This window comes from Pseudomonas sp. WC2401 (assembly GCF_041200115.1).
GTDB lineage: Bacteria > Pseudomonadota > Gammaproteobacteria > Pseudomonadales > Pseudomonadaceae > Aquipseudomonas > Aquipseudomonas fragi.
This window is the reverse complement of the sequence record NZ_CP165623.1, coordinates 3065548-3090218: the sequence shown is the minus strand read 5'-3', so window position 1 is coordinate 3090218 and position 24671 is coordinate 3065548. Positions and strand designations below refer to the sequence as shown.

The window sequence follows — 24671 nt, the reverse complement described above, 5'->3', positions numbered from 1 at the left end:
CCTTTAATCAAGTCGGGGCCGGGTGTCAAACAGCCGCCAGAATGGTGTCGAAAATGCTGTTGGCCGTCTGGATGACCTTCATGTTGGCTTGCAGGGCCTTGTTGTATTCCATAACGGCCTGGGCTTCTTCGCTGTCACTCACCGCACTCACGCTGTCGCGCTGGTTCTGCGCTTGTTCAACGACGGTCGAGGCGGACTTGAGATCGGCCTGGTTCTGCCGGCTGGCACTGGCCACGTCACCCAGCATGCCGCTGTAGGCTTCATTGAGAGTGACTGAATTGCCGCCCACCGTGACCCGGGTGTTTTTCAGTTCGATCAGCGCCAACAACACCTTGTTGTTACCGCTTTCCCCGGCTGTGTCAGAAAACGCCAGTTCCTCAGGCTTGAGGTCATTGATCTGGAGCAGGCCGTTGCTGCTGTTGGGGTTGAACGCAAGCAGCGGCTGCCCCGGGTTGCCATTGAGGTCGTAGCCGCCGGCCAGGGTATCGTTGACCAGGGTGGCCAGGGCCTGCGCCATCTCCTTGAGGCTTTCACGCGCTGGCAGCAGGCTGTTCTGCTCAACACTGTAGAGCCCGCCGAAGGCACCACCCAGGCTGTCCTGGCGCAAGGGGAAGCTGGTACCTGCAAAGGTCAGGGCCACTTCCTGTTCGCCCGCTGCGTTGAGGCTGATAGACAATTGCCCGGCAGTCTTGCCACTGACTAGCGGCTGGCCGTTGGCCAGAGACACGGTCAGCGAACCGTCACGGCTTTCGTTGACGCGCAGGTCGGCGTATTTGCTCAGCTCGCCCACCAGCGACTCGCGATGGTCGCGCAGCGCCGAGCTGTCGGCACCGGCGGACTCGGCCTGGATGATCTTCTGGTTGAGCAGCGCCAGGTTTTGGGTCAGGCCGTTGATTTCGTTGCCCATGGCCGAACGCTGCTCATGCAGGGCCTTGAGCTGGTTGTCGATATTGTTGTTGAGCCCGTTGAAGCGCTGGCTGAGGTTCTTCATCTCGGACAGGATCTGCTGGCGTAACGGGATATCACCGGGGCTGCTGCTGGCCGCACTCAGGGCCGCATAAAAGTTGTTGAGCCCGGTGCCCAGGCTGGAGCCTTCGCCCGCCATTACCCCTTCGAGCGAGCTGAGGTAGTCCTGGCCGGCCTGGTAGTAATGCATGTCGGTGGTAGCGCGCCACAGCTGTTGGGTCTTGAAGTTGTCGCTCATGCGCTTGACGCCGATGACATGGACCCCGCCGCCCACCTGTTGCTGGCCTTGCCCGCCGACCGAGCCAAACTGGGTAGTCAGCCGGCTGTAGCCTGGTGTGTTGACGTTGGCAATGTTCTGCGCAGCGCTGTTCAGGGCGATTTGTGCCGCTGATACACCGGAATAACCGATCTGGCTCATAAGGCTCATGTTTCAATCTCCTTGCGTGCAACCCGCACATTCTGGGCAAAGGCCGGTGAGCTGCGTTCGGTTGCACGGTTGACGGTGGAAGTGGGGGCCTGAGTGTTTAAGGCGACCCTATCGGCCGCGGACTTAAATGCCGCCTCCTCAACACGCACCGTGCGCGGCAGCGCGGGCTTGCCCAGGTCAGCCAGGATCGACCGGGTATAGTTGCGGGTTTCCTTGAAGGGAATGCGCTCAACCCACTGGCTGACGCTAATCGCACCCTTGCGCGGGTCACCATTGCTCTTGAGCCATTCGTCTACCCGCCCGGGGCCGGCGTTGTAGGCGGCCACCGCCAGCGCCGTGGCACCGTCATAGCGCTTGAGCAACTTGTCCAGGTAGGCCGTGCCCAACTGCTTGTTGTACTCGCCATCACGGACCAGACGCTGCTCGCTGTAGTGCAGGTTCAGCTCCTGGGCCATTTCCCGGGCGGTCCCCGGCATCAGTTGCATCAGGCCACGGGCGCCCTTGGGCGATACCACCGCCACGCGGCCACCGGACTCGTGCTGGATGACTTTTTCAACCAACGCCATCAACCCGGCGGCACCTTTGCCCAGGCTGTCGATACCGCGCTGCCAGGTGTTGACAATGGGCGCCAGCAGGCTGTCCACCATGTGCGGTTTCGGGGCGGCAGGCGGCATGTCGTAATGGGTTGCCCGCACCGCGGTCAACGCCTTGTTTGCCCCAAGTAACCCCACAGGAGCCACTGGCGTGGCGCACTGCCCGTTCTGCAGCGGCGCAACCGCCGGTGTGACAGGTGCCTGGCCATGGGACAACTGCTTGACCAGCATGTTGGCAATGCCGCTCTTGCGCTGGCCGGCCAGGTTCTGGGCCAAGGCTTCATCATGGAACTCGCGCAAGGTATCGCCCTGGCGGCTGCGCATAGGGCTGTCTTCGGACAGTACGTCACCTGCCTTGCGCATTTGCTTGAGGATCTGCTGCAGGAACATCGCTTCGAACTGCTCCGCGACATTTTCCAGTTTGGCCTGACGCACCGCAGCTGCATCGCCGGGGGTGAGCTGCAGCGGTTTACGGTGTTGCGAAATAGGGGTAATGCTCATGGCGATGGACCTTAAATCACGATCAATTCAGCGTTCAGGGCACCTGCCTGTTCCAGTGCCTGCAAGATGCTCATCACATCATCCGGTGTTGCCCCGAGGCTGTTCACCGTCTTGATGATGTTGTCCAGGTCGGCGCCATCGGGCCAGGCGAACATGGGGTTGCGCTGCTGGCTGACGTCGATGCCGGTGCGCGGTACAACGGCGGTCTGCCCGCCGGAGAACGGCCCCGGCTGGCTGACCTGCGGGGTTTCACTGATGGTCACGGTCAAGCTGCCGTGGGATACGGCCGCAGCCTTGACCCGCACCCCCTGCCCCACCACCACGGTGCCGGTGCGGCTGTTGAACACCACCTTGGGTCGCACCCGGCCTTCCTGCACGTCCAGCGACTCCAGCACCGCCATGTAGCTGACCCGCTGGTTGCTGGAAATCGGCGCGGTTACCGCCACCTTGGTGCCGCTCAGGGCCGTGGCGCTGCCGGCGCCAAAGCGCGCATTGACCGCTTCGGCAACCCGGCTGGCGGTCTGGAAGCTGGGCTTGCGCAAGTTGAGCATGACGTCGGCGCGCTCATTGAAATCGCTGGGGATCATCCGCTCGACCGTCGCCCCGTTGGGGATCAGCCCCGAGTTGGAGCTGTTGACCGCCACACTCGAACCGCTGCGCCCCGAGGCCTTGACCCCGCCCACTACCACCGCCCCCTGGGCCAGGGCATAGACCTCACCGTCCACGCCCATCATCTGGGTCAGCAACAGTTGCCCGCCGCGCAGGCTTTTCGCATCGCCCAGTGACGAGACGGTCACGTCCAGGGTCTGCCCGGCACTGTACGAAGCAGGAATGGTTGCCGTCACCGTCACCGCCGCCACGTTTTTCAACTTGGGGTCGACATTGGGCGGCAGGTTGATGCCAAACTGCTTGACCAGGTTGACCACTGACTGATTGGTAAACTTGACCTGATTCTTGTCGCCACTGCCATCAAGCCCCACCACCAGGCCATAACCGATGACCTGATTGGCGCGGATACCTTCGATATCCACCAGATCCATCAGCGGGGCAGCCCGCACGGGCAAGGCCAGCAACAGGACCAGTGCCATCAGCCCACTATTGAGAACGCTACGCATAAAAAACTGTCCACTCACATCGGAAACAAGGGGCTGGCGAAAAAGCGTGTCAGCCAGCCTGGCGAGTTGCTGTCATTGAGCACCCCTCGCCCGGCATAGGAAATACGGGCGTTGGCCACGCTCTGGGAAGACACCTGGTTGTAGCGGTTGATGTCGTCAATGCGCACCAGCCCCGCCAGGCGAATAAACTCGTCTCCCTGGTTCAGACGCAGCGCCTTCTCACCCTTGACCAGCAAGGTGCCATTGGGCAGGACCTGATGCACCGTCACCGCAATCGAGCCGCGCAGGGTGTTCTGCTGCGAGCTGTTGGATGAACCGGAAAAGTCCCGACCTGCGCCCAGCTTGGTTTCCAGATTGGGATAGGCCTTGCCCATGATGGTCGGGATATCGATGCCTACACCGGACTTCTTGCCGAAGCTGGTGCCGGCACTTTTGCTCGACTGGGTCGACTCATCGAGCACGATGGTCAGAATGTCGCCCACCCGAACTGCCCGCTTGTCCTGGTACAGCGAACCGCCGTACCCCTGACGGTACAGCCCGCCACTGCTGGTGGCCGGCACGCTGTAATCCAGCGGCGGCGGTTCGAAGACACTGGAGTCCTCATCAGGCAGCATTTCGTTGAAGCTCTGGCAACCACCGAGCAGTAACGCCAGAGACAACAGGATGAAAATACGCATAGGCCTGCTCAGACAGTCTGGTTAAGGAATTTCAACATACCGGACGAGGCGTCCAGTACCTTGGCATTGGCTTCATACGCGCGCTGGATGGCCATCATCGAGACCATTGCTTCCACCACTTCCACGTTGGAGCCTTCCAGTTGGCCCTGCTTGATCTGCCCCAGGCCATCCTGGCCGGCGACGCCTTCGACCGGCGCACCACTGGCAACCGATTCCTGGTACAAATTGCCGCCCAGGGCCTGCAGGCCGGCCGGGTTGGCAAAGTTGACCAGGGTGATCTGCCCCAGTTGAACCGGCTCGGTACCCCCGGGCAAAATCGCAGTGACAATCCCGTCAGTGCCCACCATGAAATTCTTGTGCCCTACCGGCAGCTGGATTGCCGGGGTCAGCGGCAGGCCCTGGGTGTTGACCAGCATGCCTTCGGCATTGAGTTGCAATTGGCCGTTTTCGGTGTAGAAGGTTTCACCGTTGGGGCCTTCAATCTGGAAGAACCCCGGACCACTGATGGCCAGATCCATCGGCTGGCCGGTGGTCTGCACGTTGCCTTCGGTAAACACCTTTTGCGTGCCCACCACTCGCACGCCGCTGCCAAGCTGAATGCCCGTAGGCACGGTGTTGACCTCGTCAGCCTGGGCGCCGGGCGGGACTTCAATGCTGTAGAACAAATCTTCGAACACCACGCGGTCGTTTTTGAAACCCACGGTGTTGACGTTGGCCAGGTTGTTGGCCACGGCGGCCATCGCCTTGTCTTGCGCGGCCAGGCCGGTCTTGCTGATCCAGAGTGCAGAACTCATGTGTCAATTCCTGGCGGGCATCAATTGCCGCGCATCAAACTGTTACCCGACGTGGACAAGTCCTCGGCGGCTTTCATCATCTTTACCTGGGTCTCGAACAACCGGCTCAGGCTCATGGTCCCGACCAACTGATCGATGGCCGAGACATTGCTGGCTTCCAGAAACCCGGACACCAGTTGCACGTTGTCGTCGGTTGCCGCTGGCACGCCATTGCGGGTCACCAGCAACCCGGCGCTGTCCTTGCTCAATTGCCCGGCTGGCACGTCCACCAGTTTGATCTGATCGATTTCGACCATTTGTGGCTCGCCGCGGGGCAGCACCGAAATGCGTCCGTCACCGGCAATGCGGATAGAGTCGAACTGAGGCAGTACGATCGGCCCGCCCTCGCCCAGCACGGCACGGCCGTTGAGGGTCAGTTGCATGTCGGCATCCACCTGCAGGCTGCCGTGACGGGTATAGGCTTCACCTTCCGGCCCTTGCACCGCAATCAGGCCCGGGCCCTTGATGGCAAAATCCATGTCCCGACCGGTGGCCATCAGCGCGCCGGGCGCCAGGCTGACACCATTGCCCTGTGAGTGGGCCAGGTGCCGGCTGTCATAGCCGTAGCCCTGCACGGCAACACTGGCCGATTGCTCAAGATCGCTGCGAAAGCCCGGGGTATTGACGTTGGCCAGGTTGTTGGCGCGCACGTCCAGCGCCGTCATGGTGCGGCTGGCGGCGGTCATTGCGGTGTATCCCAAACGATCCATCGGTCATCCTCAAATGGAGTTGAAGAGCACTTGGGTGAGCTCTTTGTTGGTCGACAGCACCTTGCTGTTGGCCTGGTAGTTGCGCTGGCCTTCCATCAGGCCGACCAGTTGCTGGGTCATGTCGACGTTGGAGCTTTCCAGCGCGCCTGCCGTCAGGTCGCCAAACAGGCCGGTGCCCGGGGCGCCGATCAGCGGGTTACCCGATTCGCCCGTGGCGCTCCAGCGAGTGTTGTTTTCGTTTTTCAGACCATTGGGGTTGGCGAAGTTGGCCAGCACCACCTGGCCTTGCAGCATCCGCTCACCGTTGCTGTAAGTGGCGTAGACCTTGCCATCTTTTTCGACCGTGACACCGGTGTTTTCACCAGCGGCATAGCCGTTGGGGTTGTTGGTCGTGACTGAGAAATCCGAGGCGCTCTGGGTGCTGCGGGTGTAGTCGATATCGATGCTCATGGCATTCACCCCCGGCAGGGTGAAGCTGATATTGACCGGCGCCAGCGGCGTGCTGAGCTGGCCCGAGGTATCGAACGTCATGCTTTCGGGGCCACCCACTGCGGTGTTGCCAGCGTAGTAATGGGTCTCCCAGGTGTTGTCCGCGGTCTTGACGAAATACTGGGTCAGGGAATGCTGCTTGCCCTGGGAGTCGTACACCGGCGTGGTCTGGCTGCTGGTGTAGCTGTTGACGTTGGCCGGATCGAATGGCGTGACGCTGACCACTGCCTTGTTGGCATCCAGGTTGGCCACGAAATCGACCCGGTCGGTGGCTTTGGCCGGCAGGTTGCCGTTCTGCAGGCGCAGATCGCTGACGATACCCACCTGCAGATTACCCGCTGCATCCACGGGGTAGCCCTGCAGGTATTGGCCGCTGGCATCCACCAGGAAGTTGTCGCGGTCCTTGCCGAAGGCGCCGGCGCGGGTGTAGTTGATATCGCCGCTGGGGCTGCGGGTTACGAAAAAGCCGCTTTCGGAGATTGCCAGGTTGAGGTTGTTGCCCGTGGCAAAGTGCGAGCCACCCAGGCTCATGCTCTGGGTATGCCCCAACACTCCGACCCCCATCGCCTGGGTGCCGGAGTACAGGCTGCCAAACTCAGTACGCGACGACTTGAAGCCCACGGTGCCGGAGTTGGCAATGTTGTTGCTGATGGTATTGAGCTGCTGGGACACGGCGTTGAGCCCGGTCAGGGCGATATTGAAACTCATGAACGTTGACCTTGTGCAAATTGACTGAGGGAGCGCTGGAAAGGATTGAGCCCGGTGGGCGCCATGACACCGGCAAACACCGAGTCTTCACTGAATTCGGTGATTTTGTAGAAAGGCACCTCACCGACACCTTCGATGGACAACACCGGGCCATCACTGCCCAGGCGCACGCTGCTGACCTTGCCCTTGACTTCAACCTTCAGGCTTTCACCGCTGGCAGACTTGACTTCAATAGCGTACTTGCCCGGCTTCAAGCCCAATGCCTGGGGGTCGATATCAAAGCCGACACGGCCCGACTCACTGGGTGGCAGCGGGATTTCGGTATTCACGCCGTTGGCGTCGGTCAGTACCGCAACCAGGTCCGAAGCGCTGTGTTGCAACTCCACTTCGGCCTGTACTTTCTTGTCGCTCAGGTCCAGTTGATCGGTGCTGACCTTGACGGTCTGGCCCACCAGGGTGGACGCGCTCAGGTACTGCAAATTTTCCAGCAGCACCATGTTGTTTTCGGTCAGGAATGACATTTTTTCCAGGCTTTGCACCTGGGACATGGTGGCGAACTGGCTAAGGAACTCGCTGCTGTCCACCGGCTTGGTGGGGTCCTGGTTCTTGATTTGCGCAACCATCAATTGAATGAAGGTGTCCTGCATTTCAGCGCCGTTGGTTTTTGGCCCCTGCTGCCCGGTATTACCCGTGTTGCGGGTGTCGTTATTGACGGTGCTCATCAGGCTTCTCCCAGTTTGAGCAGGCCTTGCTGCATACTCTTGATACGATTGAGGACTTCCACCCCGGTTTCAAAACTGCGGGTCGCGGACATCATGTCGGTCATTTCTTCGATTTCACTGATGTCCGGGTAGAACACCGAGCCGCTGCTGTCGGCCAGAGGATGGTCGGGCTCATAACGTTTTTTCGCTTCGCGCCCCGAGGTCACCACATCCATGACTTGCACATGGGCTCCGCCCATGCCAACGCCACGGGTCAACTGGTTGTTTTCATAGACGGCGGCAAACACCGGCTTGCGGGCCTGGTATACATCCTTGGCGGTACCTGCGGCCGAGTCGATGTTGGCCAGGTTGCTGGCTACAGTGTTCAGGCGCACGGTCTGGGCATTCATGGCAGAGCCGGCGATCTGGTAGATAGAGTCAAAAGCCATAAGGGTCAGCGTCCTTCAATGGCCTGTTTGAGGCCGCGAAATTTCATGTTGAGAAAAGTCAGGCTGGTCTGGTAATCCGAGGTGCTCTTGGCGAAGGCCGCCTGTTCAACGCTCAACTCCACGGTGTTGCCGTCCTGCGAAGCCTGGCCCGGCACACGGTATTGCAGGAGAGCCTGAGCACGGTTGCCGGACGCGGCGCTGTTGCGGTTCATTTCTGCAGCGAAATCCAGATCCCGGGCCTTGAACCCCGGGGTGTCTTCGTTGGCCAGATTGGCCGCCAGTATTTCGGTACGTTTCATATGCAACCCAAGCGCACGCGTATGCACACCGAGGGCCTCATCTATCCTTATACTCATTGCAGGTACCATTGATTGAAGGTGAGGCCGTGCCTCTTGCCCGCAGGTAATAGCAGGAACCGTGCCCACTTCTAAAAACAACAGTAACATCATGATTTATAAGACTATTTATGAAGCTCACAGAACAATCGGTGACCGTCCGGCTTCCGCTTCCAGGCCCTGACGGGCAATCGGGAGGAAGCGCTGTTTCCCCCGCCGGGGTGCTGTGTGCCCTGCTGCTGGCACTGGCTTGCAGCAACGCGACAGCCGATGAAGCGCTGGACCGGCAAGTCGACCAGGCCGTACACCAGTACTTCACGCAACAGCTGGCCGACAAGGCCGCCGAGGAAGGCTGGCAAAACCCGCGTTTTACCCAGAAGGTCTTTGCCCTGCCCGACGGCGCCCCCACCGGCCCCTGCGAGCAGCGGCTGCAGGCCAGAGGCATAGAACAGCACTGGAGTGGCTACGGGCGCCTGCGCCTGACCCTTGCCTGCCCGGCACCGGCATGGTCGGTTGACGTGACCGTCCAGGCCACGGTCTATATCCAGGCCGTGATGGCAACCCGGGTGATCGAGCGCGAACAGCTCATCACCAGCGCCATGCTCGGCTATCAGGAAGTGGCGGTGAGCCGCCAGAGCAGCGGCTATTTCAACCGGATTGACCAGGTCGCCGGTCTCAGCGCCAAGCGTCGCACCCGCAGCCAGCAAGTGCTTAGCCGCGACATGCTGGTCGAGCCCTGGCAGGTGCGCCGCGGCGAGCGCGTCACGGTGGTGGCCAATCACGGCGACATACACGCCAGCACTGAAGGCGAAGCCCTGCAGGACGGGCACATGGGCATGCTGATCCGGGTCAGGAACACCGCCAGCGGCAAGGTTATCGAGGCCCGGGTGATCGGCCGCGCCAGAGTCACCAGCACCCTGGAACGCCCCGGAAAATAATTCTCAGCGGGATTTAAGCGGGCGCCGATACCTGTCGCCCTTGAGTGTCAGCGGCAATAAAAGATGCGCCGCCCTTAACTCCGACACTCATTGTAAAACAGGAATTTCGATCATGGCCTTGACCATCCACACCAACTACTCGTCGCTGCTGACCCAGACCAACCTGAACAAGACCAACAACGCCCTGGCCACCAACCAACAGCGCCTGGGTACCGGTCTGCGCATCAACTCGGCAGCCGACGACGCCGCCGGCCTGCAGATCGCCACCCGCATGAACGCGCAGACCAAAGGCATGGCCGTGGCCCTGCGCAACGTCAGCGACGCCTCCTCGCTGCTGCAGACCGCCGATGGTGCGCTCAATGAAATGACCGATATCATGCAGCGCATGAAAGACCTCGCCACCCAGTCTGCCAACGGCACCAACAGCGATGCCGACCGCAATTCGATGCAGACCGAATACGACGAGCTGGGCAAAGAACTGGGCAATATCATGGCAAACACCAGCTTTGCTGGTGAAAAACTGTTCAGCAAAGACGGTACCAGCGGCAAGTTCGGCGCCGAAGTATCCTTCCAGATCGGTGCTACCAAGGATGAAACCCTGGCGCTGAATGTTTCCGGAAGTGTCTCAGCACTGGCAAGTGGTATAGGCGATATCTCCGAGTCGTATACCAGCTCCACCCTGGGCACCGAGATCACCAGCGTCAGCGGCGCTCAGGACATGATCGATAAACTGACCGGCGCACTGGACAAAGTCGGTGAGCTGCGTGGCCAGTTCGGCGCCAATATCAACCGCCTTAACCACACCGCCAACAACCTGGCCAATATCAAGGACAACACCGAAATGGCCCGTGGCCGCATCATGGATGCCGACTTCGCCAGCGAAAGCGCGATGATGAGCAAGAACTCCATGCTGATGCAGTCGGGTATTTCCATGCTCAAGCAAACCGGGCAAATGCCAAGTATGGTCATGTCGTTGCTGGGCTAACTCCTGCTGGCAAACCCGCTACCAACAAAGCGCCCCCGAAGTGATTCGGGGGCGCTTTTTCAGCTGCCTTATATTTGCTCCCGGCAAGGCACAGCAGCACCTGCAAAGGCTGGAAAATAATGGCCCATACGGTTTAAGTGCAACGAACAATCCGTCGCCTTTAAGTGTCAGCGAGCAACAAAAACTGCGCCGCCCTTTACTCCGACACTCAATGCACAACAGGAATTTCGATCATGGCCCTGACCATCCACACCAACTACTCGTCGCTGCTGACCCAGACCAACCTGAACAAGACCAACAACGCCCTGGCCACCAACCAGCAGCGCCTGGGTACCGGCCTGCGCATCAACTCGGCAGCCGACGACGCCGCCGGCCTGCAGATCGCCACCCGCATGAACGCGCAGACCAAAGGCATGGCCGTGGCCCTGCGCAACGTCAGCGACGCCTCCTCGCTACTGCAGACCGCCGATGGCGCGCTCAATGAAATGACCGATATCATGCAGCGCATGAAAGACCTCGCCACCCAGTCTGCCAACGGCACCAACAGCGATGCCGACCGCAATGCAATGCAGGCCGAATACAACGAGCTGGGCAAAGAGCTGGGCAATATCATGGACAACACCAGCTTTGCCGGTGAAAAGCTGTTCAGCAGTGACCCAACCAACAGCTCCGCCAAATTCAATAGCGCGGTCAACTTCCAGATCGGCGCCACAACGGCCGAGACCCTGGAGCTGAACGTTTCTAGCGGTGCCACGGACCTGGCCACCTCCTTGTCGGGGGTTTCCGTTCCGTTCAGCGACAGCACATTGTCGGGCAGCGAAATCACCAGCGTCAGCGGCGCTCAGGACATGATCGATAAACTGACCGGCGCACTGGACAAAGTCGGTGAGCTTCGTGGCCAGTTCGGCGCCAATATCAACCGCCTTAACCACACCGCCAACAACCTGGCCAATATCAAGGACAACACCGAAATGGCCCGTGGCCGCATCATGGATGCCGACTTCGCCAGCGAAAGCGCGATGATGAGCAAGAACTCCATGCTGATGCAGTCGGGTATTTCCATGCTCAAGCAAACCGGGCAAATGCCAAGCATGGTCATGTCGTTGCTGGGCTAACCCCTACAGGCAAACCCGGTATCAACAAAACGCCCCCTAAGTGATTCGGGGGCGTTTTTTTTTAACGGCAGCTTTACGTTGGGCAAAAAAATGGCCCGCCAGGCGGGCCGTGTCTACCTGGCGGTCAATCCGCCAGCCAGGCCTTGCGCCACTGTTGCAGGCCGACCTCGTCCAGCATCCAGTCCCGATGTATGCAGTCGCGCAGCGTATCCCCCGCCACAGCCGCCGCATCCAGGTCGTTGACATGCATGCGGATTGCCTCCACCCAGTCACGAAAACGGTTATTGACCCGGGTCACCGGCAGGTCACCGCGATAGCTCGGACCGTCGCTGCACACTACCGGGACGGCACAGGCACCGTACTCCAGCAGGCGCAGATTGCTTTTGCAGGCGTTGAACAGGTTATCTTCAAGTGGTGCCACGGCCAGATCCAGATCCAGCCGGGCCAGTGCCGCGGGGTACAGGTCAATGCGGATGCCCGGGTGGAATTCTTTGACAAAGGGCCGCAAGCGCTGCGGGCACATGCCAAAAAACACCCAGTCGACTTCGTCGCACAAGGCCTTGACCACATCAGCGATCAGCTCCAGGTCACCGGTATGGCCAGAGCCTCCGGCCCAGCCGACCCGGGGCTTGCGCGAAGTCCTGCGTGCGCTTGGCGGCAGGCCTGCCCACCACTGCGGGTCAAGGCGGTTCTTGACCACATGGATCTTCGAGTGAAAGTTGCCCAGGGCCTCTGCCAGCGGTTCAGTGGACACCACAAAACGATCGGCGCAAGCCAGGCCCCGGCGCAGCGACCGCATGATGTCCTTGGGTACACTGCCACGGTGGACGCTTTTCAGCGGAACGTTGGGGTAGTAGTCGTCCAGCTCATAGACCTTGAACACCTGGCTGAAGGCCTTGATTTTTTCGATCGCCTCCAGGCTCTGCTCCTGCAGGGGCCGTTGCATGACCAGGGTATCCGGGGCATAGCGTTGCAGCTGCATCAGCCCGGGCAAACCGTGGATTAATGCGCCCTCGGCGTGCCCGGCGTTTTTCAGCGCCCGCAGTGGCTGGATGATGCGGTAATGCCCGCACCCATACACATCCGCAGCCCGCGCCAGAATGACCGGCAGGGGTTTCCAGCTTAGCGGCTGCCAGGCCAGTTGGGCATCGGCGAGTTTGAAGCCGCCGGCATCGCTCAGGGACAGGCTGGTGTTGTAGGCCGGGTCGCGGGGCAACTCGGCTGCCCAGCGGCGCTGGAATGACTGGCGTACAGCCAGGGGCACGGCGGTTTGCGGGTGGTCATGAATGATCGCGGCGTGGGGTGTCCATACAGTCAGACAGCCCGTGCGGGCCACGCGCAGGCACAGGTCGATATCCGCAGCACCCTGCTCGAAAACCTCGGCATCCAGGCCATTTACCGCCTCGAACACCTCTCGGCGAATCATCAGGCACACGTCAGACACCGCACTGTAGTTCTGGTCGACAAACAGGCGATTCATATAGCCCGAAGCACTCATCGCCTGCCCGGCAAAACCGTGGCCGGCGCTCTCTTCAAGGCCGAGGATGATCCCGGCATGGGTGATCGTGCGTGCAGTAGACACCGCCTTGGCCCCGACAATCGCCACCTCCGGACGCTGGGCGTGGTTGAGCAACTCATCCAGCCATTGCTCCTGCATCAGGACCGTGTCGCTGCGCAGCAACAGCAGGTATTCGCACCGGGCTTGTGCCGCGCCCAGGTTAATGGCCGATGCCCGCCCCCGGGCGAGCGGCAGATCAACCACCTGCAGGCGCTCGCCCAGCAGCTGTCGGCTGCCGGCAAGCCAGGCGGCGGCCTGCGGATCGGCGCAGGCATTGTTGACGATCAACAGTTCGTAATTCGGGTAGCGGGTGTGCTCCAGCAGGCTGATAACGCAGCGCTGCAGGGCCGGCAGGTCCGTATCGAGCACTAGCACGATGGACACCGACGGTCGCTGTGGGTGACCGTAGCGGATCCTGAACTGACCGCTGCGCAGGCTCAGCACCTGCGCCTGGGCATAGCCCCGCTCCTGCAGGTGCAAGCCCAGCACTTCGGCAAACTCGGGGCTGTCGGCCAGCGCAGCGCGCTGGTTGATGACCAGCGGCTCGCACAGATGGCCAAAGCCGACCATGCCCTGGCGGTTGATCATGCGCAGGATCAGCTCCAGCTCCAGCGCCGCTGGATACTGCTCATTGAAACCACCCGCCTCGGCCACCGCGCTGGCGCGAAACAGCCAGTTGCGGGCCATCACACCCGGCATGCTGAGCAGATAGTCGAGGTTAAAATCCGGGCGCAGGGCCGGGCTTATGACATCGCCGTGTTCATGCACCATTGCATCGCCGTAGATGGCTCGGCATTGGGGGTCGTCCAGCAACTCCAGGGACGAGATCAGCATCCCGCTGTCGGTCAGGCGGTCCCCCGCCTCCACCAGCATCAACCAGCGATGATCGCCACTGCAGGCAATCCGGTTGATCTGTGCGACAAAACCGTCGCGCTGGCAGCTGCAGTACTGCATGTCATCGCCCGGTGACTGGCGGCGGAACTGCGGCGTGAGCACAATCCCCTGCAACATGGCCCCTGTGCTGCGTGCATGGGCAATGCTGTCGAGGGTCGCCTGCAGCGCCTGGCTGTCGCCTGCGGGGTCAAGCACCACCACGGCAATCGTCGGCCCCCCAGCCATTTGTGCCAGGCGCTGGCCAATCAGTCGCGACTGCGGCTCGCTAGGCACCCGCGCTGCCAGCCACTGGCGTTGCTGCTCCTGTTGTACAAGGGTGTTACGCACGTCATTGAGGTGGGCAATGATATCAACCTGCTGTACCACCTCGGGGTTGTCCAGTCGCGCCACGGCCACCTGCCGTGGCCCCTCCACTGGCTGGTGCCAACCCAGTTCACGAAGCTGGTGACGAAAGTTGTCATGCCCCTGCTGGCCAATACCGGGTGTGTCGCGCCCCTGCTGGCTGAACTGCTCGCTCGACACCCGCACCCACGTCAGGGTCTGCGGCAAGTACGCCAGGTGCCCGCACTGCAGGAGCTTGACGTAAATGCTCAAGTCGCCGACCCAGTCAATGGGCTGGCCATTAAGCGACATCAATTGATCGCCGTAGGCCAACACATCTGCCCGTCGGCACAGCACGCAACTGGGCTCGCCGATAAAGTTCAGGGTGTGCTCGGCCAGCAGCGAGACCAGGCCCGGGCCATCGACCCGCACCGGCTGGGGAAAGGCTGTCACGGTGGCCAGAATATCCGCCAGGGGCTGCCCGGCACTGTCGATGCGCTCGCGCCTGGAAGTTGCCAGGGCAATGTGCGGATCGGCCTCCATCGTCGCAACCAGGCGGGCCACACAGTCCGGGGCCAGCACATCGTCGTCGTGCAGGAACTTGATGTAAAAACCGCGGGCAAGCCGTATGCACTCGACGGTGTTGCGCATTTCATGCAAGGGCTGCTGATTGCGTTGATAGTGGATGGGCACCTGCTGGCTGCCCGCATAGCGCTCGACGATGGCGCCGATCACGGCCCCGTCACTGTCATCGCAAACGATGATTTCCAGGTTGGCATAGGTCTGCGCGCAAGCGCTGGCAAGCGCCGTTTCAAACCAGGAGGTTTTGTAGGCCGGTATGATCACACTGACCAGAGGCAAATCTTTCATGGCGTTACACTTCTGTTAGCAAAGGGGGCTGCGGGGAGAAATCGGGGAAAAAACATGAGAACCTCGACACAAACAGGCCTGGCCTGCCTCCATGCGCCAGGGAGGGATAAAGGGATTTTCAATAGCGGTAAATCCTTGAGCCTTCGGGCAATACCGCGTCATAAAAGCTGTAGTCCGCCAATTGCGAAGGCAGCGTCGCCCCCAGCAGCCACTCGCAGCGCTTGCCCACTTCGCTGCCGGCCCGGGCCAGGCTGCCCGTAACCAGGGTTGCGCCACCCGGCGGTATTCGATGCCGATATTGCGTACCAGACGCTCAAGTTCGCCGCGCATGGGCTGCGGGCAATCGGTGATGTTGGAAACCCGGCCCTTGGGCACACAACTGGCCCCGCCGGCAAAGCGGACATGTTGAAGGACACATTGCGGCATTGACTCAACCCACCCAGCGGTACAGGTCGCCCACTGTCACGACCTGGTACAGGTCATCGCCGGACACGGTTTTTGATACTCCATGTCAAACATCACGATCACGCCCAGCGCAACCAGCGAGTCCCATTCGGGCAAGGTACGAAATTCGCTGTCCAGGCTTATATCCACCGGGGTGACAAACCCGTGGCGTTAATAAAATTGGCAATAAAGTTTTCAGCAGTCATGGTTGCGTCTCAGGTTGCCGCGCCGCTATGGCGCCTGGTGATAGTCGGGCGAGGCGACAGCGCAGTGGCGAACAGCAGCCACCACACGCTCGACATCACTCGGGCTCAGGTCTGGATGAATCGGTAGGCACAGGATCTTGCGGGCGATTTGCGTGGCCACCGGCAAGGGCTGTTGCACATGTCCGGTACGATCGGCGTAGGCCTGCATGTCGCTGACCAACGGGTAGAAATAGCGCCGCACATACACCTGTCGCGTCTTGAAAAACTCGTACAGGGCATCGCGGCTGACCGGGAACGTGTCCTCGACCAGAATTGGGAAATAACCGTGGTTCTGCGCCTCACGGCACAGGGTGATACCGGGGATATCAGCCAGCCGCGCGCGGTACAGGCCGTCGATCGCGGCACGCCGCTCCAGGGCCCGGTCGATATGCTCAAGCTGCAACAGGCCGAAAGCCGCGTTGAACTCGCTCATCTTGCCGTTGATACCGCAGCTCACCACCGAGGTTTCATTGACGAAGCCGAAGTTGCGCAATTGGTCCACCCGCAGCTTGGTCGCCGCGTCGGGGCAGACAATGGCGCCCCCCTCAAAGGTGTTGAACACCTTGGTGGCATGCAGGCTCAAAACGCTCATGTGGCCGTGGCGCAATACACTGCTGCCGCCCTCCTCGACTGCAAACCCGTGGGCAGCGTCATACAGCACGCGTAACCCGTAACGGTCGGCCAATTGCTCAATGGCGCGCACATCGCACGGTACTCCGTAGCAATGAACGGCGAGGATGGCGCGGGTTTGCTCGGTGATGGCCGCCTCAATGGCAACGGGGTCAAGGTTGAAGGTGTGCGGGTCTATATCGACAAACACCGGTGTCAGGTGATTCCACTCCAGCGCATGGGCCGTGGCGGCAAAGGTATAAGGTGTGGTGATGACCTCGCCTTCGATTTGCAGGGCCTGCAGTGCGGTCAACAGGGCGGTCGTACCATTGTTGAACAATGACAGATGTTCCACCCCCAGATACTCGGCCAGTCGACGTTCGAAGGTTTGATGAAAGGGGCCGTTATTGGTCAGGCACTTGCTGTCCCAGATCTGCTGCAGGTACGGCATGAATGCCTGCAATTCCGGCAGCAAGGGGCTGGTTACATAAATATCGTGGTCCATGAACAGCATCTTCAAAGGGTTCTGCGATCCGAAGGGAGCGCGAGACCGGGCCTGGCGCAGTATCGGCCCGATTGGCATGGCCGCCGTCTTGTAACCGGGATGAATAACCCGGCTGAAACAGGCAGCCTGCCACTCAAAAGCAGAAGCCGTGCCAACCCCAAAAAGATGACTTATCTACTTGATCTATATTTATTTTTTCAAAAGACAGCAGGGTTATATAAAACGCCTTGGCTTCCCTTTTCTGCGCAAGCGCTTCCCCCTGCAGGAAGCGCCACTTCCGCCTCTGCGCCCTGGCGGGAGCCCATGGGAAATGGAGATAAGATATATCTTGCAAATCAACTTCAGAATTACCCTACAGAAGGCAAAATACCCCTAATAGTAAAGTGGTATTCCCTACATGGTGAATGCTCTTGATGAACACTCTTTTTGCACATGCCACTGCCATGCACAGCCAGCAACATGCTGTCTTTTGCCCGGTGCTATACACGCTGACCTTGTTCAGGGACGAAGAAAAACGCACAGTCGAACTGGGCTATTCTGCTGGCAGGCTGCTTGAACGCCTGTTACAGCAACCGGGTGAAGTGATTGAGCGGGACACCCTGGTGGCCTATGCCTGGGCGGACCGTGTCGTAGGTCCCGGCAGCCTCAACCAGCAGGTGTACACCCTGCGCAAGATCCTGGGTGACGAAAAAAACCTGCAGATCATTCAGACCGTTCCGCGTCGCGGCTACCGACTTAACCCAACCTTCGTCATTGAACTGAGTACACTGGCCAACAAGCCCCAGGCCACCACACCCGCAACGGTACCCGCCCCGGAACCGGTATCGGCATCACCGGCCTCGGCACCTGCTGGTTTTTTTGCCGGCCTGCGCCGTCAGCTTGTGGCAATCGGCACCATCACCATTGCCGTGGCCGGGTATGTCTTTACCCAACCTGCCCCGGAACTTTATGCCAGCGTGCAAAAAGTGGGTGCCAGTACCGTGATGTACGTTGATCAACAAGAGCCCCAGGTCCAACAACTGATCGATACCACCCGCACGCTCAGTGATCGGTTGCTGCGCCTGAGCGAGCACCCGGTCGAGCTGGCAATCGTCGGCAACGCCAATGGTAATTACCAGGTCTATTGCTCGCTCAACTCAGGCCAGCACCATGTGCTCAACCTTCATCGCAACGAAATCCAAAGTGTCAGCGACGCACGCCTGCGCAGTTGCGTGGAGTGACCTTCCGGTTTGCAGCCTGCGCGGCCTTGCGGCCGCGCAAAATATTTACCCAGCACCTAGTTCACGGCTCGTTTACCACCCGCCTCGATGTACTCGACGCGGCTCGGCGCGTAGCTCACATGCCCTTGGGCAAACAACTGGCGGTACAGCGCCTCGGCCTGATGAGTCAGTAGCAGCAACTCGATACGCCGGTTAAGTCCACTCAGCGGCTCGTCCGGGCGCAGCGGCATCACATCGGCCTGAGCCGAAACCTGCAACACCCCCTTGGCCGGCAAGCCCGCTGCCACCATCACACCCCGCGCCTGCAAGGCACGCTCGCCCGACAGGTTCCAGTTGTCGTATTCGCGCTTGCCACGATACGGCGTGGCATCAGTATGGCCGCTGATAATCAGCTTGTTGTCAATCTTGCCCAGCTCTTGGGCCAGCGCCACCAGCAGGGTACGAAAATGCGGGTTGATGGTGGCGCTGCCACGCTCGAACATAAAGCGGCGGGCATCATCCTTGATCAGGATCCGCAGCCCCTGGGGGACGACTTGCACCTCGATATTGGCCATTGCGTCCGTGCGCGCGGCCAGCTGGTTCATCAACCGGGCCAGGGCCTGCAAATCGGCCTCGGTGTCATAGTGCGCAGTTTCCCGCGGTGCGCTGTTTTCCGGTTGCGCCGGTTCAATCCGGGACAGGACCGGCTCTTGCCACGGCGCATCCGCTTCCTGGTCCTGAGCGGCTTGCCCGGCTACGGGGTTTTCCAGCGGCACGGCGCTCAGACCATCAAAAATACCGGCCCCGCCGTCGAACAAGGTTTCATAACCATCGCCCTTGAGGGCCATACGCTCTTCGTCAGCCTGGGGCTGAATGATCCACAACACCATGAACAAGGCCATCATGGCCAGGGTGAAGTCGGCAAACGCAACCTTCCACGCACCGCTGTGCAGTACCTCATGGCCGCGCTTGGTGCGGCGTTTGACGATGATCTGCTCGCCCAGTTCGTTACCCCTTCTCATTGAACCTGTCCTCGTAGTTGTTAACCCAGGTTTCCAGGCGTTTGAAGGTCGGTTTGACGTCCTGTTCGATCAGCTTGCGGCCTGCATCCACGGCCAGCAGTGTCGGCTTGCCCGCCAGATGAGCCACCAGGGTGGTGCGCACGCATTCCAGGGCCGACATTTCCGTGCGGATACGCTGGGCCATCGAGTTGCTCAGTGGCTCCATCAGGCAGTAGCAAAAGAAGATCCCGAGGAAGGTCCCCACCAGTGCTGCCGCCACATGGGCACCAATCTCGGCCACCGAACCACCGATGCTGTCCATCGTGATAATGATCCCGAGGATCGCGGCCAGGATCCCGAACCCCGGCATTGCCTCCCCCACCTTGAACAGCGAGCGCGAGGGCAGCAACAAGGCTTCGTGCATGGCATCCAGTTCCTGCTCCAGGAAGCCTTCCAGTTCATGGGCACTGATCTTGCCCATTGCCATCAACCGGAAGTTGTCGGCAATAAAGGCCATCAGGTTTCTTTCCTGGAGGATCAACGGGTATTTGCTGAACAGGTCACTTTGCTCAGGCTCCTCGATATGCGCATCCAGCGCCTTGAGCCCCCCGTCCTCGACGGTTTCCAGCAATTCGTAGAGCAACATCAGCAGCTCACGCTGAAACTGTTCTCCGCGACGGCGGAAAGAAAAAATCCCCTTGATTTGATGCCACATTTCAATCAGCACTTCCTTGGGGTTGCCGATAATCAGGCTACCCAGTGCTGCGCCCAGCACAATCAGCAGTTCGGAGGGCTGCCACAACACCTGCAATGAACCACCCGCAACGGCAAACCCGCCAAGTACGCAGCCGAGGATGATGATTGCACCTATTATTTTCTGCACGTCAAATTACTCTTGGTTAAAAAATGGTGAGCCTTTTCGATCGCCTGTTTGCTCAGTTGGCAAACCCTGGCATCGCTGATATCCAGTACCAGGCCAATTTCCTTGAGGCTCAGTTCATGCTGGTAGTAGAGCGTCAGCACCAGCCGCTCACGCTCGTCGAGCTGGGCCAGCGCCTGGGCCAACAGACGTTCGCCGAGGACATATTCCTCGACGCCGCTGCCTGATTGCTGAAACTCCCGCGCCCCCTCGAGCAGCAAGGCATCCAGGCTCTCGATGGCCTCTGCGGCTTCTGCCCGCAGATAGCTCTGGTACTGGGCTTCGCTCAGCCCCGTGGCCCTGAGCACCTCTTCATCACGCGGGGCACGCCCCAGTTGGCGGGTGAGGCTGCGCAAGGTATCGCGCACTTTGTGGGCCTGCTGGCGCACTTGTCGCGGGCGCCAGTCGAGGCGGCGCAATTCGTCCAGGATCGCTCCGCGTACCCGCAGTGCGGCAAAGCGCGCGAACTGTTCATCCGGCGTGCCGTAGCGCCGTAATCCCTGCAACAGGCCCATCAGGCCAATCTGTTCCATGTCCTCACGGTCCAGCACCTGGCTGGCCTGCAACGACAGCTGGTTGACGATGCGCTTGACCAGCGGCAAATAATTGAGGATCCAGTGCTGTTCAACATCCGGCGGTAGGGTCTGTGCGCAGCCCGAGCCGTAATCGGCCAAAAGATGACTAGTCATGGCGCGTTTACTGCACCAGCAACTTGCTGACCAGCACCGCCTCGAACGGAACGGTCATACTTTTGCCAGCAAAGTCCTGGCGCAAGCGGCTCTCGATCCGGCCCTGCACGTCACTGACAGGCAACTGGCGCAACTCGTCGAACGGCAGTTGCGACAGCGAACTGATCACCGAGTGACGCACCAGCGGTTCGATCTGCTTGAAGGTGGCCGTATTGAGCTTGCTGTCAGCCTGCAGGGCCAAGTCGAGCACCATATAGCGCTCACGCTTTGGCCCCGGCAGATTCACGATAACTTTCTCGATCGGGTAAAACGTAAAGTCGCTGATCGGTCGCACTGCAGCGGCGCCAACCACCGCACCCTTGCCGGTGATGACCGGAGCCAGGTACAGATACCCCCCTGCCATTGCCCCCACGGTCAGCACCGTGTTCAACCCCACTAAAGATAAAATGACACGCGACATCAACATGAAAAGATTCATCCACTTGTAATTCAGTTTCGGGTAAGCCGTACAACGGCGCTTGGGTTAAACAGTCACCAGCACACCGTTGTCGCGCTGCGTGGATGATTCGGCCGATGCCTGCGCTTGCGGCGCGGCCTCGGCAATGGCATGTTCACGCGGTGCCCTGCCCTGATCGCGTGGTGAGTGGCCCTGGGAGTCACTGGACACTTGCACCTGCACTTGCAGGCTGTTGTGTTCCACCAGCTCCTGGCGCAGCCGTTCACTGGTGGCCGCCAGCAATCGGGCTACATCGACCTGGGCCGCCGAGATATGCACACTCAGGCGCCCGGATTCATGGCTGACATAGATCTCCAGGCTGCCCAGTTCGGGCGGGTCCAGGCGAATCGTGGCCTGCTGGAAACGCTGCTGGACCTGCACCTCTACGGTCTCGCGCAGGGCGTGTAGCATCTGCTCGCCCCAACGGGCCTGCGGCGTGTCCAGCTTGAGCCCGCGTTCAAGCACCGGCCCGTGAGCGGGCGCCCCCTGGGCCAGGGGCGCTGGCGCGGTTGCCAGTTCCGGGCCAGGCAGCGCCTCGACGAGGGCGGCCAACGGTGCGCTATCGCGGGGGATGGTCAGCGCCAGCACGCTGGCCGGCAGCTCACGTCGTTGGAGCTGCATCGCCAGGCCTTCAGCAGCCGGGCCGCGGTCCGTTCTGGCCGGCCCGGCCAGCGGTGCCAGCACATCGGTATCCTGCGCGTCGGCATCATGGTCGCCTGCCGGCTGCTGGCCGTTGGGCGCTGCCATGCGTGGCGGCACGGGGGCTGTGTTGCGTTCAGCGATCAGACCCAGGCTGGCGGGGACAGCCAAGTCACGGGCCTGCACCTGCACGGCCTGCTGGCTGAGCATCATGTCGAGCCATTGCTGCGGGTCCACCGCGGGATCCTGTTGCACATCGGCTGGCTCCCCGGGCTGCTCCTCGTGCGTCAGCTCGCTGGCCACCAACGGCGGCATGTCAACAGACGGCGGCAAAGGCGCTTCGAACTCGGCCAGGGGGGCCAAGTACGCCAACACCACCTGATCATCCGCCACCGGGGCGGCTTCCACCGGTAGTTCACGCAGATCCAGAGCTGCCGCAAACCCGGTGGGCGGAGTAAGGCTCACGTTCATGCCTGACCCTCCTCCTGCACACTATCGAGCAAGGAGTAGGCAAGACGACCTTCCCCATGCTGAGCAAGACTGCCAAGCAAATCGCCCAGGCGCTGGTGTTCACGCATGCACGCCTGCCGTGCCCGGGCATGGAAAGCCTTGAGCGGCGCCAGACGGGCCTGCAGATCAGCTCCCGGTTGCCCGTTGGCACTCAGGCGTTGCAGGCCCTGGCGAATCAGCAGATCGATTTCACTGACACGCGCCCAATCCTTTTGCTCCAGCGCCCCGGCCAGCAACTGCCCCAGGTGATCCAGGCGACGCAGATCAATGGCGTGCGGCATTGACACCTTCCCAGCCGTCACGAATCTGCCCTAACAGATGCGCGACTTCATCAATACCGGCCACCGACAGCGACACACTGACATCCACCAGACGGTGCATGCAGTAGTCATACAGCCGTGACAGGTCATGGACCAGTTCGCCGCCCTGTTCATAATCGAGCGTGCTGTTGAGTGCATTGAGAATGTTCATGCACTTTTCCAGCGACACGCCCTTAAGTTCGTAATGGCTGGTTTCGATATGCCCGCGTGCCCTGTTCAATTCGTCGAGCAGACCATCGAACAACACCAGTACCAGTTCATACGGCGAGGAGGCACACACGCGGACCTCAAGGTCGACCGCGCGGTACTCGTCATAGCTATCATTCATTATTCATAATCATCCAAACATGCTGAAGGTTTGCTCCATCGACGCCATGACCTGCGCCAATTGGGTGTACTGCTTGAGGTAACGCTGATAGTGGTTCTGGTATTTGTTCTCCAGCTCGTCGTACTTGACTTCGATCCGCTGCAACATGCTGTTGAGGTTGTCCTTGCGGGCCTTCATAGCCCCGGTGGGGCCACTGGTGTAAGTCGCCAGGCTCTTGTCCAGGCTGTCGATCAGGTTGCCCTTGCCGGAAAAGAGCGCTTCGAACGCATCCGGGTTGGCATCGAGCATCTTTTCAAACGACTTGGTGTCGACTTTCAAATTGCCCTTGGAGTCCGCGAGGATGCCGAACTCCATCAGCGTGATACCGTTGAACGGGGTGCGCAGCACCTTATTGATCATTGACTCGACTGCGCGGATCCCCGAGTCACCGGCCAGCGGGCCGCGCTTGTCACCCTCGACACCCGCGGCAGTCAGGGTGTCGAAAGTGCCGAACAGGGCATTGATGGCGGAGATAAACTCATTGAGCTTGGCGTTGGTTGCGCTCTGGTCGCGGCTGATATTCACGGTCAGCGGCTCGTCACCGCTCTGGTGGACCTTGCTGAACGTCAGGCTGACGCCGTCGATCATGTCCTTGAAGGTGTTGGAGCTTTGCTGCAGCTTCATGCCGCTGGCGTCAGCGCCCAGGTAAACGATGGCATCCTGGCCTTTGGCCAATTCCTGCTGGCTGCCCAGGCTGGTCTCCAGCGTGCTGCCGGTGGCGTCAGTGCGCAATTCGATGCGGTTCTTTTCCCCGCTGTTTTCAGCGGTCAAAACCAGCGTCACCTCGCCACCGCTGCGCACCAGCGTGGCCTTGACGCCCTTGTTGTCAGGGTGGGCATTGATTGCGGCGGACAGTTCTTCCTGGGACAGCTTGCCATCGCCATTGCTGTCGCCGGTGCTCAAGTCAATGGCAAATTCGACACCGTCCTGCTTGATATAAAAATTCCCGGAACTGGCGGCATCGTCGCCCAGACCGCTGAGCGCAACCTGATGCCGACTGGCCAGTTGCTGAACAAAAAACTGATAACTGCCTTCCTTCGCGCTGGGGCCAAGGGTGGCGCTGGCCATACCTTCCTTGCTGAAAGCCGCAGCGTTGATCAGCATGCTCTTGTCAGTGCCCTTGAGGCCTTTGACAGCCGAACCCAGCGCCTTGAGCGCGGTGTCCAACGTCGACACAGCCGCCAACTGAGCCTTGTACTTGGACTCATTGCGCTGGGCCTGCTTCAGTTCGCGCTGAACTTCATATTCAGCAAGAATCTTGGCCTGGTTCTGGATGTAAGTGGTATCGATAGCCATGTCTAATCTCTCCTTGCGGGGGTAGTTAGCAAAACCGGTGCCAACTTTTAAGCAATTGATTTATAAGGATTTATTTCAACCTGATGAGAAATTTAGTTTCCGCTTTGAGGGGGGAAACCTGCCCGGGGTGGAAGGCGTATTTCCGCTTTTTCGCCCACCGCGAAGGCTCAGCGCCTGTTCGTTACAGGCGACCTCGAGGCGGGTGGGTCAACCCCTCAGGAACAGTGGCAACACACAATGGAAGGCC

The 24671-nt window shown here is 60.4% G+C and carries 24 protein-coding genes; 4 read left to right on the top strand and 20 right to left on the bottom strand.

What is annotated here, in order from left to right; all coding sequences use genetic code 11:
* Positions 1 to 25 precede the first annotated feature (25 nt).
* Genes flgK through flgB form a run of 10 tightly spaced genes read right to left on the bottom strand, consistent with a single transcriptional unit; the run spans position 26 to position 8525 of the window.
* A complete protein-coding gene (gene flgK / locus AB3G35_RS14095; protein ID WP_369781649.1) occupies positions 26 to 1393 on the bottom strand; it encodes a flagellar hook-associated protein FlgK in 1368 nt (455 codons plus the stop codon).
* A complete protein-coding gene (locus AB3G35_RS14090) occupies positions 1390 to 2487 on the bottom strand; it encodes a transglycosylase SLT domain-containing protein (RefSeq protein WP_369781648.1) in 1098 nt (365 codons plus the stop codon). The genes flgK and AB3G35_RS14090 overlap by 4 nt, the downstream gene beginning before the upstream one ends.
* A gap of 11 nt (positions 2488 to 2498) precedes the next feature.
* On the bottom strand, positions 2499 to 3602 hold the full coding sequence (locus tag AB3G35_RS14085; protein ID WP_369781647.1) for a flagellar basal body P-ring protein FlgI: 1104 nt from the start codon (positions 3600 to 3602) through the stop codon (positions 2499 to 2501).
* Between the two features lie 14 nt (positions 3603 to 3616).
* The gene (gene flgH / locus AB3G35_RS14080) at positions 3617 to 4279 is read right to left on the bottom strand and encodes a flagellar basal body L-ring protein FlgH (protein ID WP_016780767.1); all 663 of its coding nucleotides are present in this window, start codon (positions 4277 to 4279) and stop codon (positions 3617 to 3619) included.
* A gap of 8 nt (positions 4280 to 4287) precedes the next feature.
* Entirely contained in the window at positions 4288 to 5073 is a 786-nt protein-coding gene (flgG, locus tag AB3G35_RS14075) for a flagellar basal-body rod protein FlgG (RefSeq protein WP_134048334.1), read from the bottom strand.
* Positions 5074 to 5093: 20 nt separating this feature from the next.
* Positions 5094 to 5822, bottom strand: a complete 729-nt coding sequence (locus AB3G35_RS14070) for a flagellar basal body rod protein FlgF (RefSeq protein WP_095041257.1) — start codon at positions 5820 to 5822, stop codon at positions 5094 to 5096.
* Between the two features lie 9 nt (positions 5823 to 5831).
* Positions 5832 to 7019, bottom strand: a complete 1188-nt coding sequence (gene flgE, locus AB3G35_RS14065; protein WP_095041258.1) for a flagellar hook protein FlgE — start codon at positions 7017 to 7019, stop codon at positions 5832 to 5834.
* Positions 7016 to 7741, bottom strand: coding sequence for a flagellar hook capping FlgD N-terminal domain-containing protein (locus tag AB3G35_RS14060; RefSeq protein ID WP_369781646.1), 726 nt, complete (start codon positions 7739 to 7741; stop codon positions 7016 to 7018). Before AB3G35_RS14060 ends, flgE begins: the two co-directional genes overlap by 4 nt.
* Positions 7741 to 8169: a flagellar basal body rod protein FlgC gene (gene flgC / locus AB3G35_RS14055; RefSeq protein ID WP_016780762.1), complete on the bottom strand. Its 429-nt coding sequence runs from the start codon at positions 8167 to 8169 to the stop codon at positions 7741 to 7743. Before flgC ends, AB3G35_RS14060 begins: the two co-directional genes overlap by 1 nt.
* A 5-nt stretch (positions 8170 to 8174) precedes the next feature.
* Positions 8175 to 8525 (bottom strand): flagellar basal body rod protein FlgB, encoded by a 351-nt coding sequence (flgB, locus tag AB3G35_RS14050; RefSeq protein ID WP_106115974.1) that lies wholly within the window; start codon positions 8523 to 8525, stop codon positions 8175 to 8177.
* A 110-nt stretch (positions 8526 to 8635) separates the two neighbouring features.
* Here flgB and flgA point away from each other — a divergent pair, with 110 nt between their 5' ends.
* The 3 genes from flgA (at position 8636) to lafA (AB3G35_RS14035) (ending at position 11542) form a co-directional block, all read left to right on the top strand.
* The gene (gene flgA, locus AB3G35_RS14045) at positions 8636 to 9442 is read left to right on the top strand and encodes a flagellar basal body P-ring formation chaperone FlgA (RefSeq protein ID WP_106115975.1); all 807 of its coding nucleotides are present in this window, start codon (positions 8636 to 8638) and stop codon (positions 9440 to 9442) included.
* 112 nt (positions 9443 to 9554) lie between these two features.
* Entirely contained in the window at positions 9555 to 10427 is an 873-nt protein-coding gene (gene lafA, locus AB3G35_RS14040) for a lateral flagellin LafA (protein ID WP_016780758.1), read from the top strand.
* Positions 10428 to 10660: 233 nt separating this feature from the next.
* Positions 10661 to 11542 carry a lateral flagellin LafA gene (gene lafA / locus AB3G35_RS14035; RefSeq protein ID WP_106115976.1) on the top strand — a complete coding sequence of 294 codons (882 nt, stop codon included), beginning with the start codon at positions 10661 to 10663 and terminating at the stop codon, positions 11540 to 11542.
* 124 nt (positions 11543 to 11666) lie between these two features.
* Here the strand turns inward: lafA (AB3G35_RS14035) and AB3G35_RS14030 are convergent, their stop codons facing one another.
* Positions 11667 to 15185, bottom strand: coding sequence for a glycosyltransferase (locus tag AB3G35_RS14030; RefSeq protein WP_369781645.1), 3519 nt, complete (start codon positions 15183 to 15185; stop codon positions 11667 to 11669).
* A 675-nt stretch (positions 15186 to 15860) separates the two neighbouring features.
* Complete coding sequence (locus AB3G35_RS14025; RefSeq protein WP_369781644.1) at positions 15861 to 16988, bottom strand: DegT/DnrJ/EryC1/StrS family aminotransferase; 1128 nt, start codon at positions 16986 to 16988, stop codon at positions 15861 to 15863.
* 413 nt (positions 16989 to 17401) lie between these two features.
* Here AB3G35_RS14025 and AB3G35_RS14020 point away from each other — a divergent pair, with 413 nt between their 5' ends.
* Entirely contained in the window at positions 17402 to 18208 is an 807-nt protein-coding gene (locus tag AB3G35_RS14020; RefSeq protein WP_369781643.1) for a transcriptional regulator, read from the top strand.
* Between the two features lie 56 nt (positions 18209 to 18264).
* On the opposite strand, the gene AB3G35_RS14015 is transcribed toward AB3G35_RS14020, so the two are convergent.
* From AB3G35_RS14015 to fliD, 8 genes are read right to left on the bottom strand one after another with little or no spacing between them, the layout of a single operon-like run.
* The gene (locus AB3G35_RS14015) at positions 18265 to 19209 is read right to left on the bottom strand and encodes an OmpA family protein (protein ID WP_106115978.1); all 945 of its coding nucleotides are present in this window, start codon (positions 19207 to 19209) and stop codon (positions 18265 to 18267) included.
* On the bottom strand, positions 19196 to 20071 hold the full coding sequence (motA, locus tag AB3G35_RS14010; protein ID WP_095041271.1) for a flagellar motor stator protein MotA: 876 nt from the start codon (positions 20069 to 20071) through the stop codon (positions 19196 to 19198). Before motA ends, AB3G35_RS14015 begins: the two co-directional genes overlap by 14 nt.
* Positions 20059 to 20796 (bottom strand): FliA/WhiG family RNA polymerase sigma factor, encoded by a 738-nt coding sequence (locus AB3G35_RS14005; RefSeq protein WP_369781642.1) that lies wholly within the window; start codon positions 20794 to 20796, stop codon positions 20059 to 20061. Before AB3G35_RS14005 ends, motA begins: the two co-directional genes overlap by 13 nt.
* Positions 20797 to 20803: 7 nt before the next feature.
* Positions 20804 to 21262 (bottom strand): flagellar basal body-associated protein FliL, encoded by a 459-nt coding sequence (fliL, locus tag AB3G35_RS14000; protein WP_106115981.1) that lies wholly within the window; start codon positions 21260 to 21262, stop codon positions 20804 to 20806.
* 57 nt (positions 21263 to 21319) lie between these two features.
* Positions 21320 to 22402, bottom strand: a complete 1083-nt coding sequence (locus AB3G35_RS13995; protein ID WP_369781641.1) for a flagellar hook-length control protein FliK — start codon at positions 22400 to 22402, stop codon at positions 21320 to 21322.
* Entirely contained in the window at positions 22399 to 22722 is a 324-nt protein-coding gene (locus tag AB3G35_RS13990) for a hypothetical protein (RefSeq protein WP_106115983.1), read from the bottom strand. Before AB3G35_RS13990 ends, AB3G35_RS13995 begins: the two co-directional genes overlap by 4 nt.
* Entirely contained in the window at positions 22706 to 23089 is a 384-nt protein-coding gene (gene fliS / locus AB3G35_RS13985; RefSeq protein WP_086796944.1) for a flagellar export chaperone FliS, read from the bottom strand. The genes AB3G35_RS13990 and fliS overlap by 17 nt, the downstream gene beginning before the upstream one ends.
* Positions 23090 to 23098: 9 nt before the next feature.
* A complete protein-coding gene (gene fliD, locus AB3G35_RS13980) occupies positions 23099 to 24424 on the bottom strand; it encodes a flagellar filament capping protein FliD (RefSeq protein ID WP_106115985.1) in 1326 nt (441 codons plus the stop codon).
* Positions 24425 to 24671 lie beyond the last annotated feature (247 nt).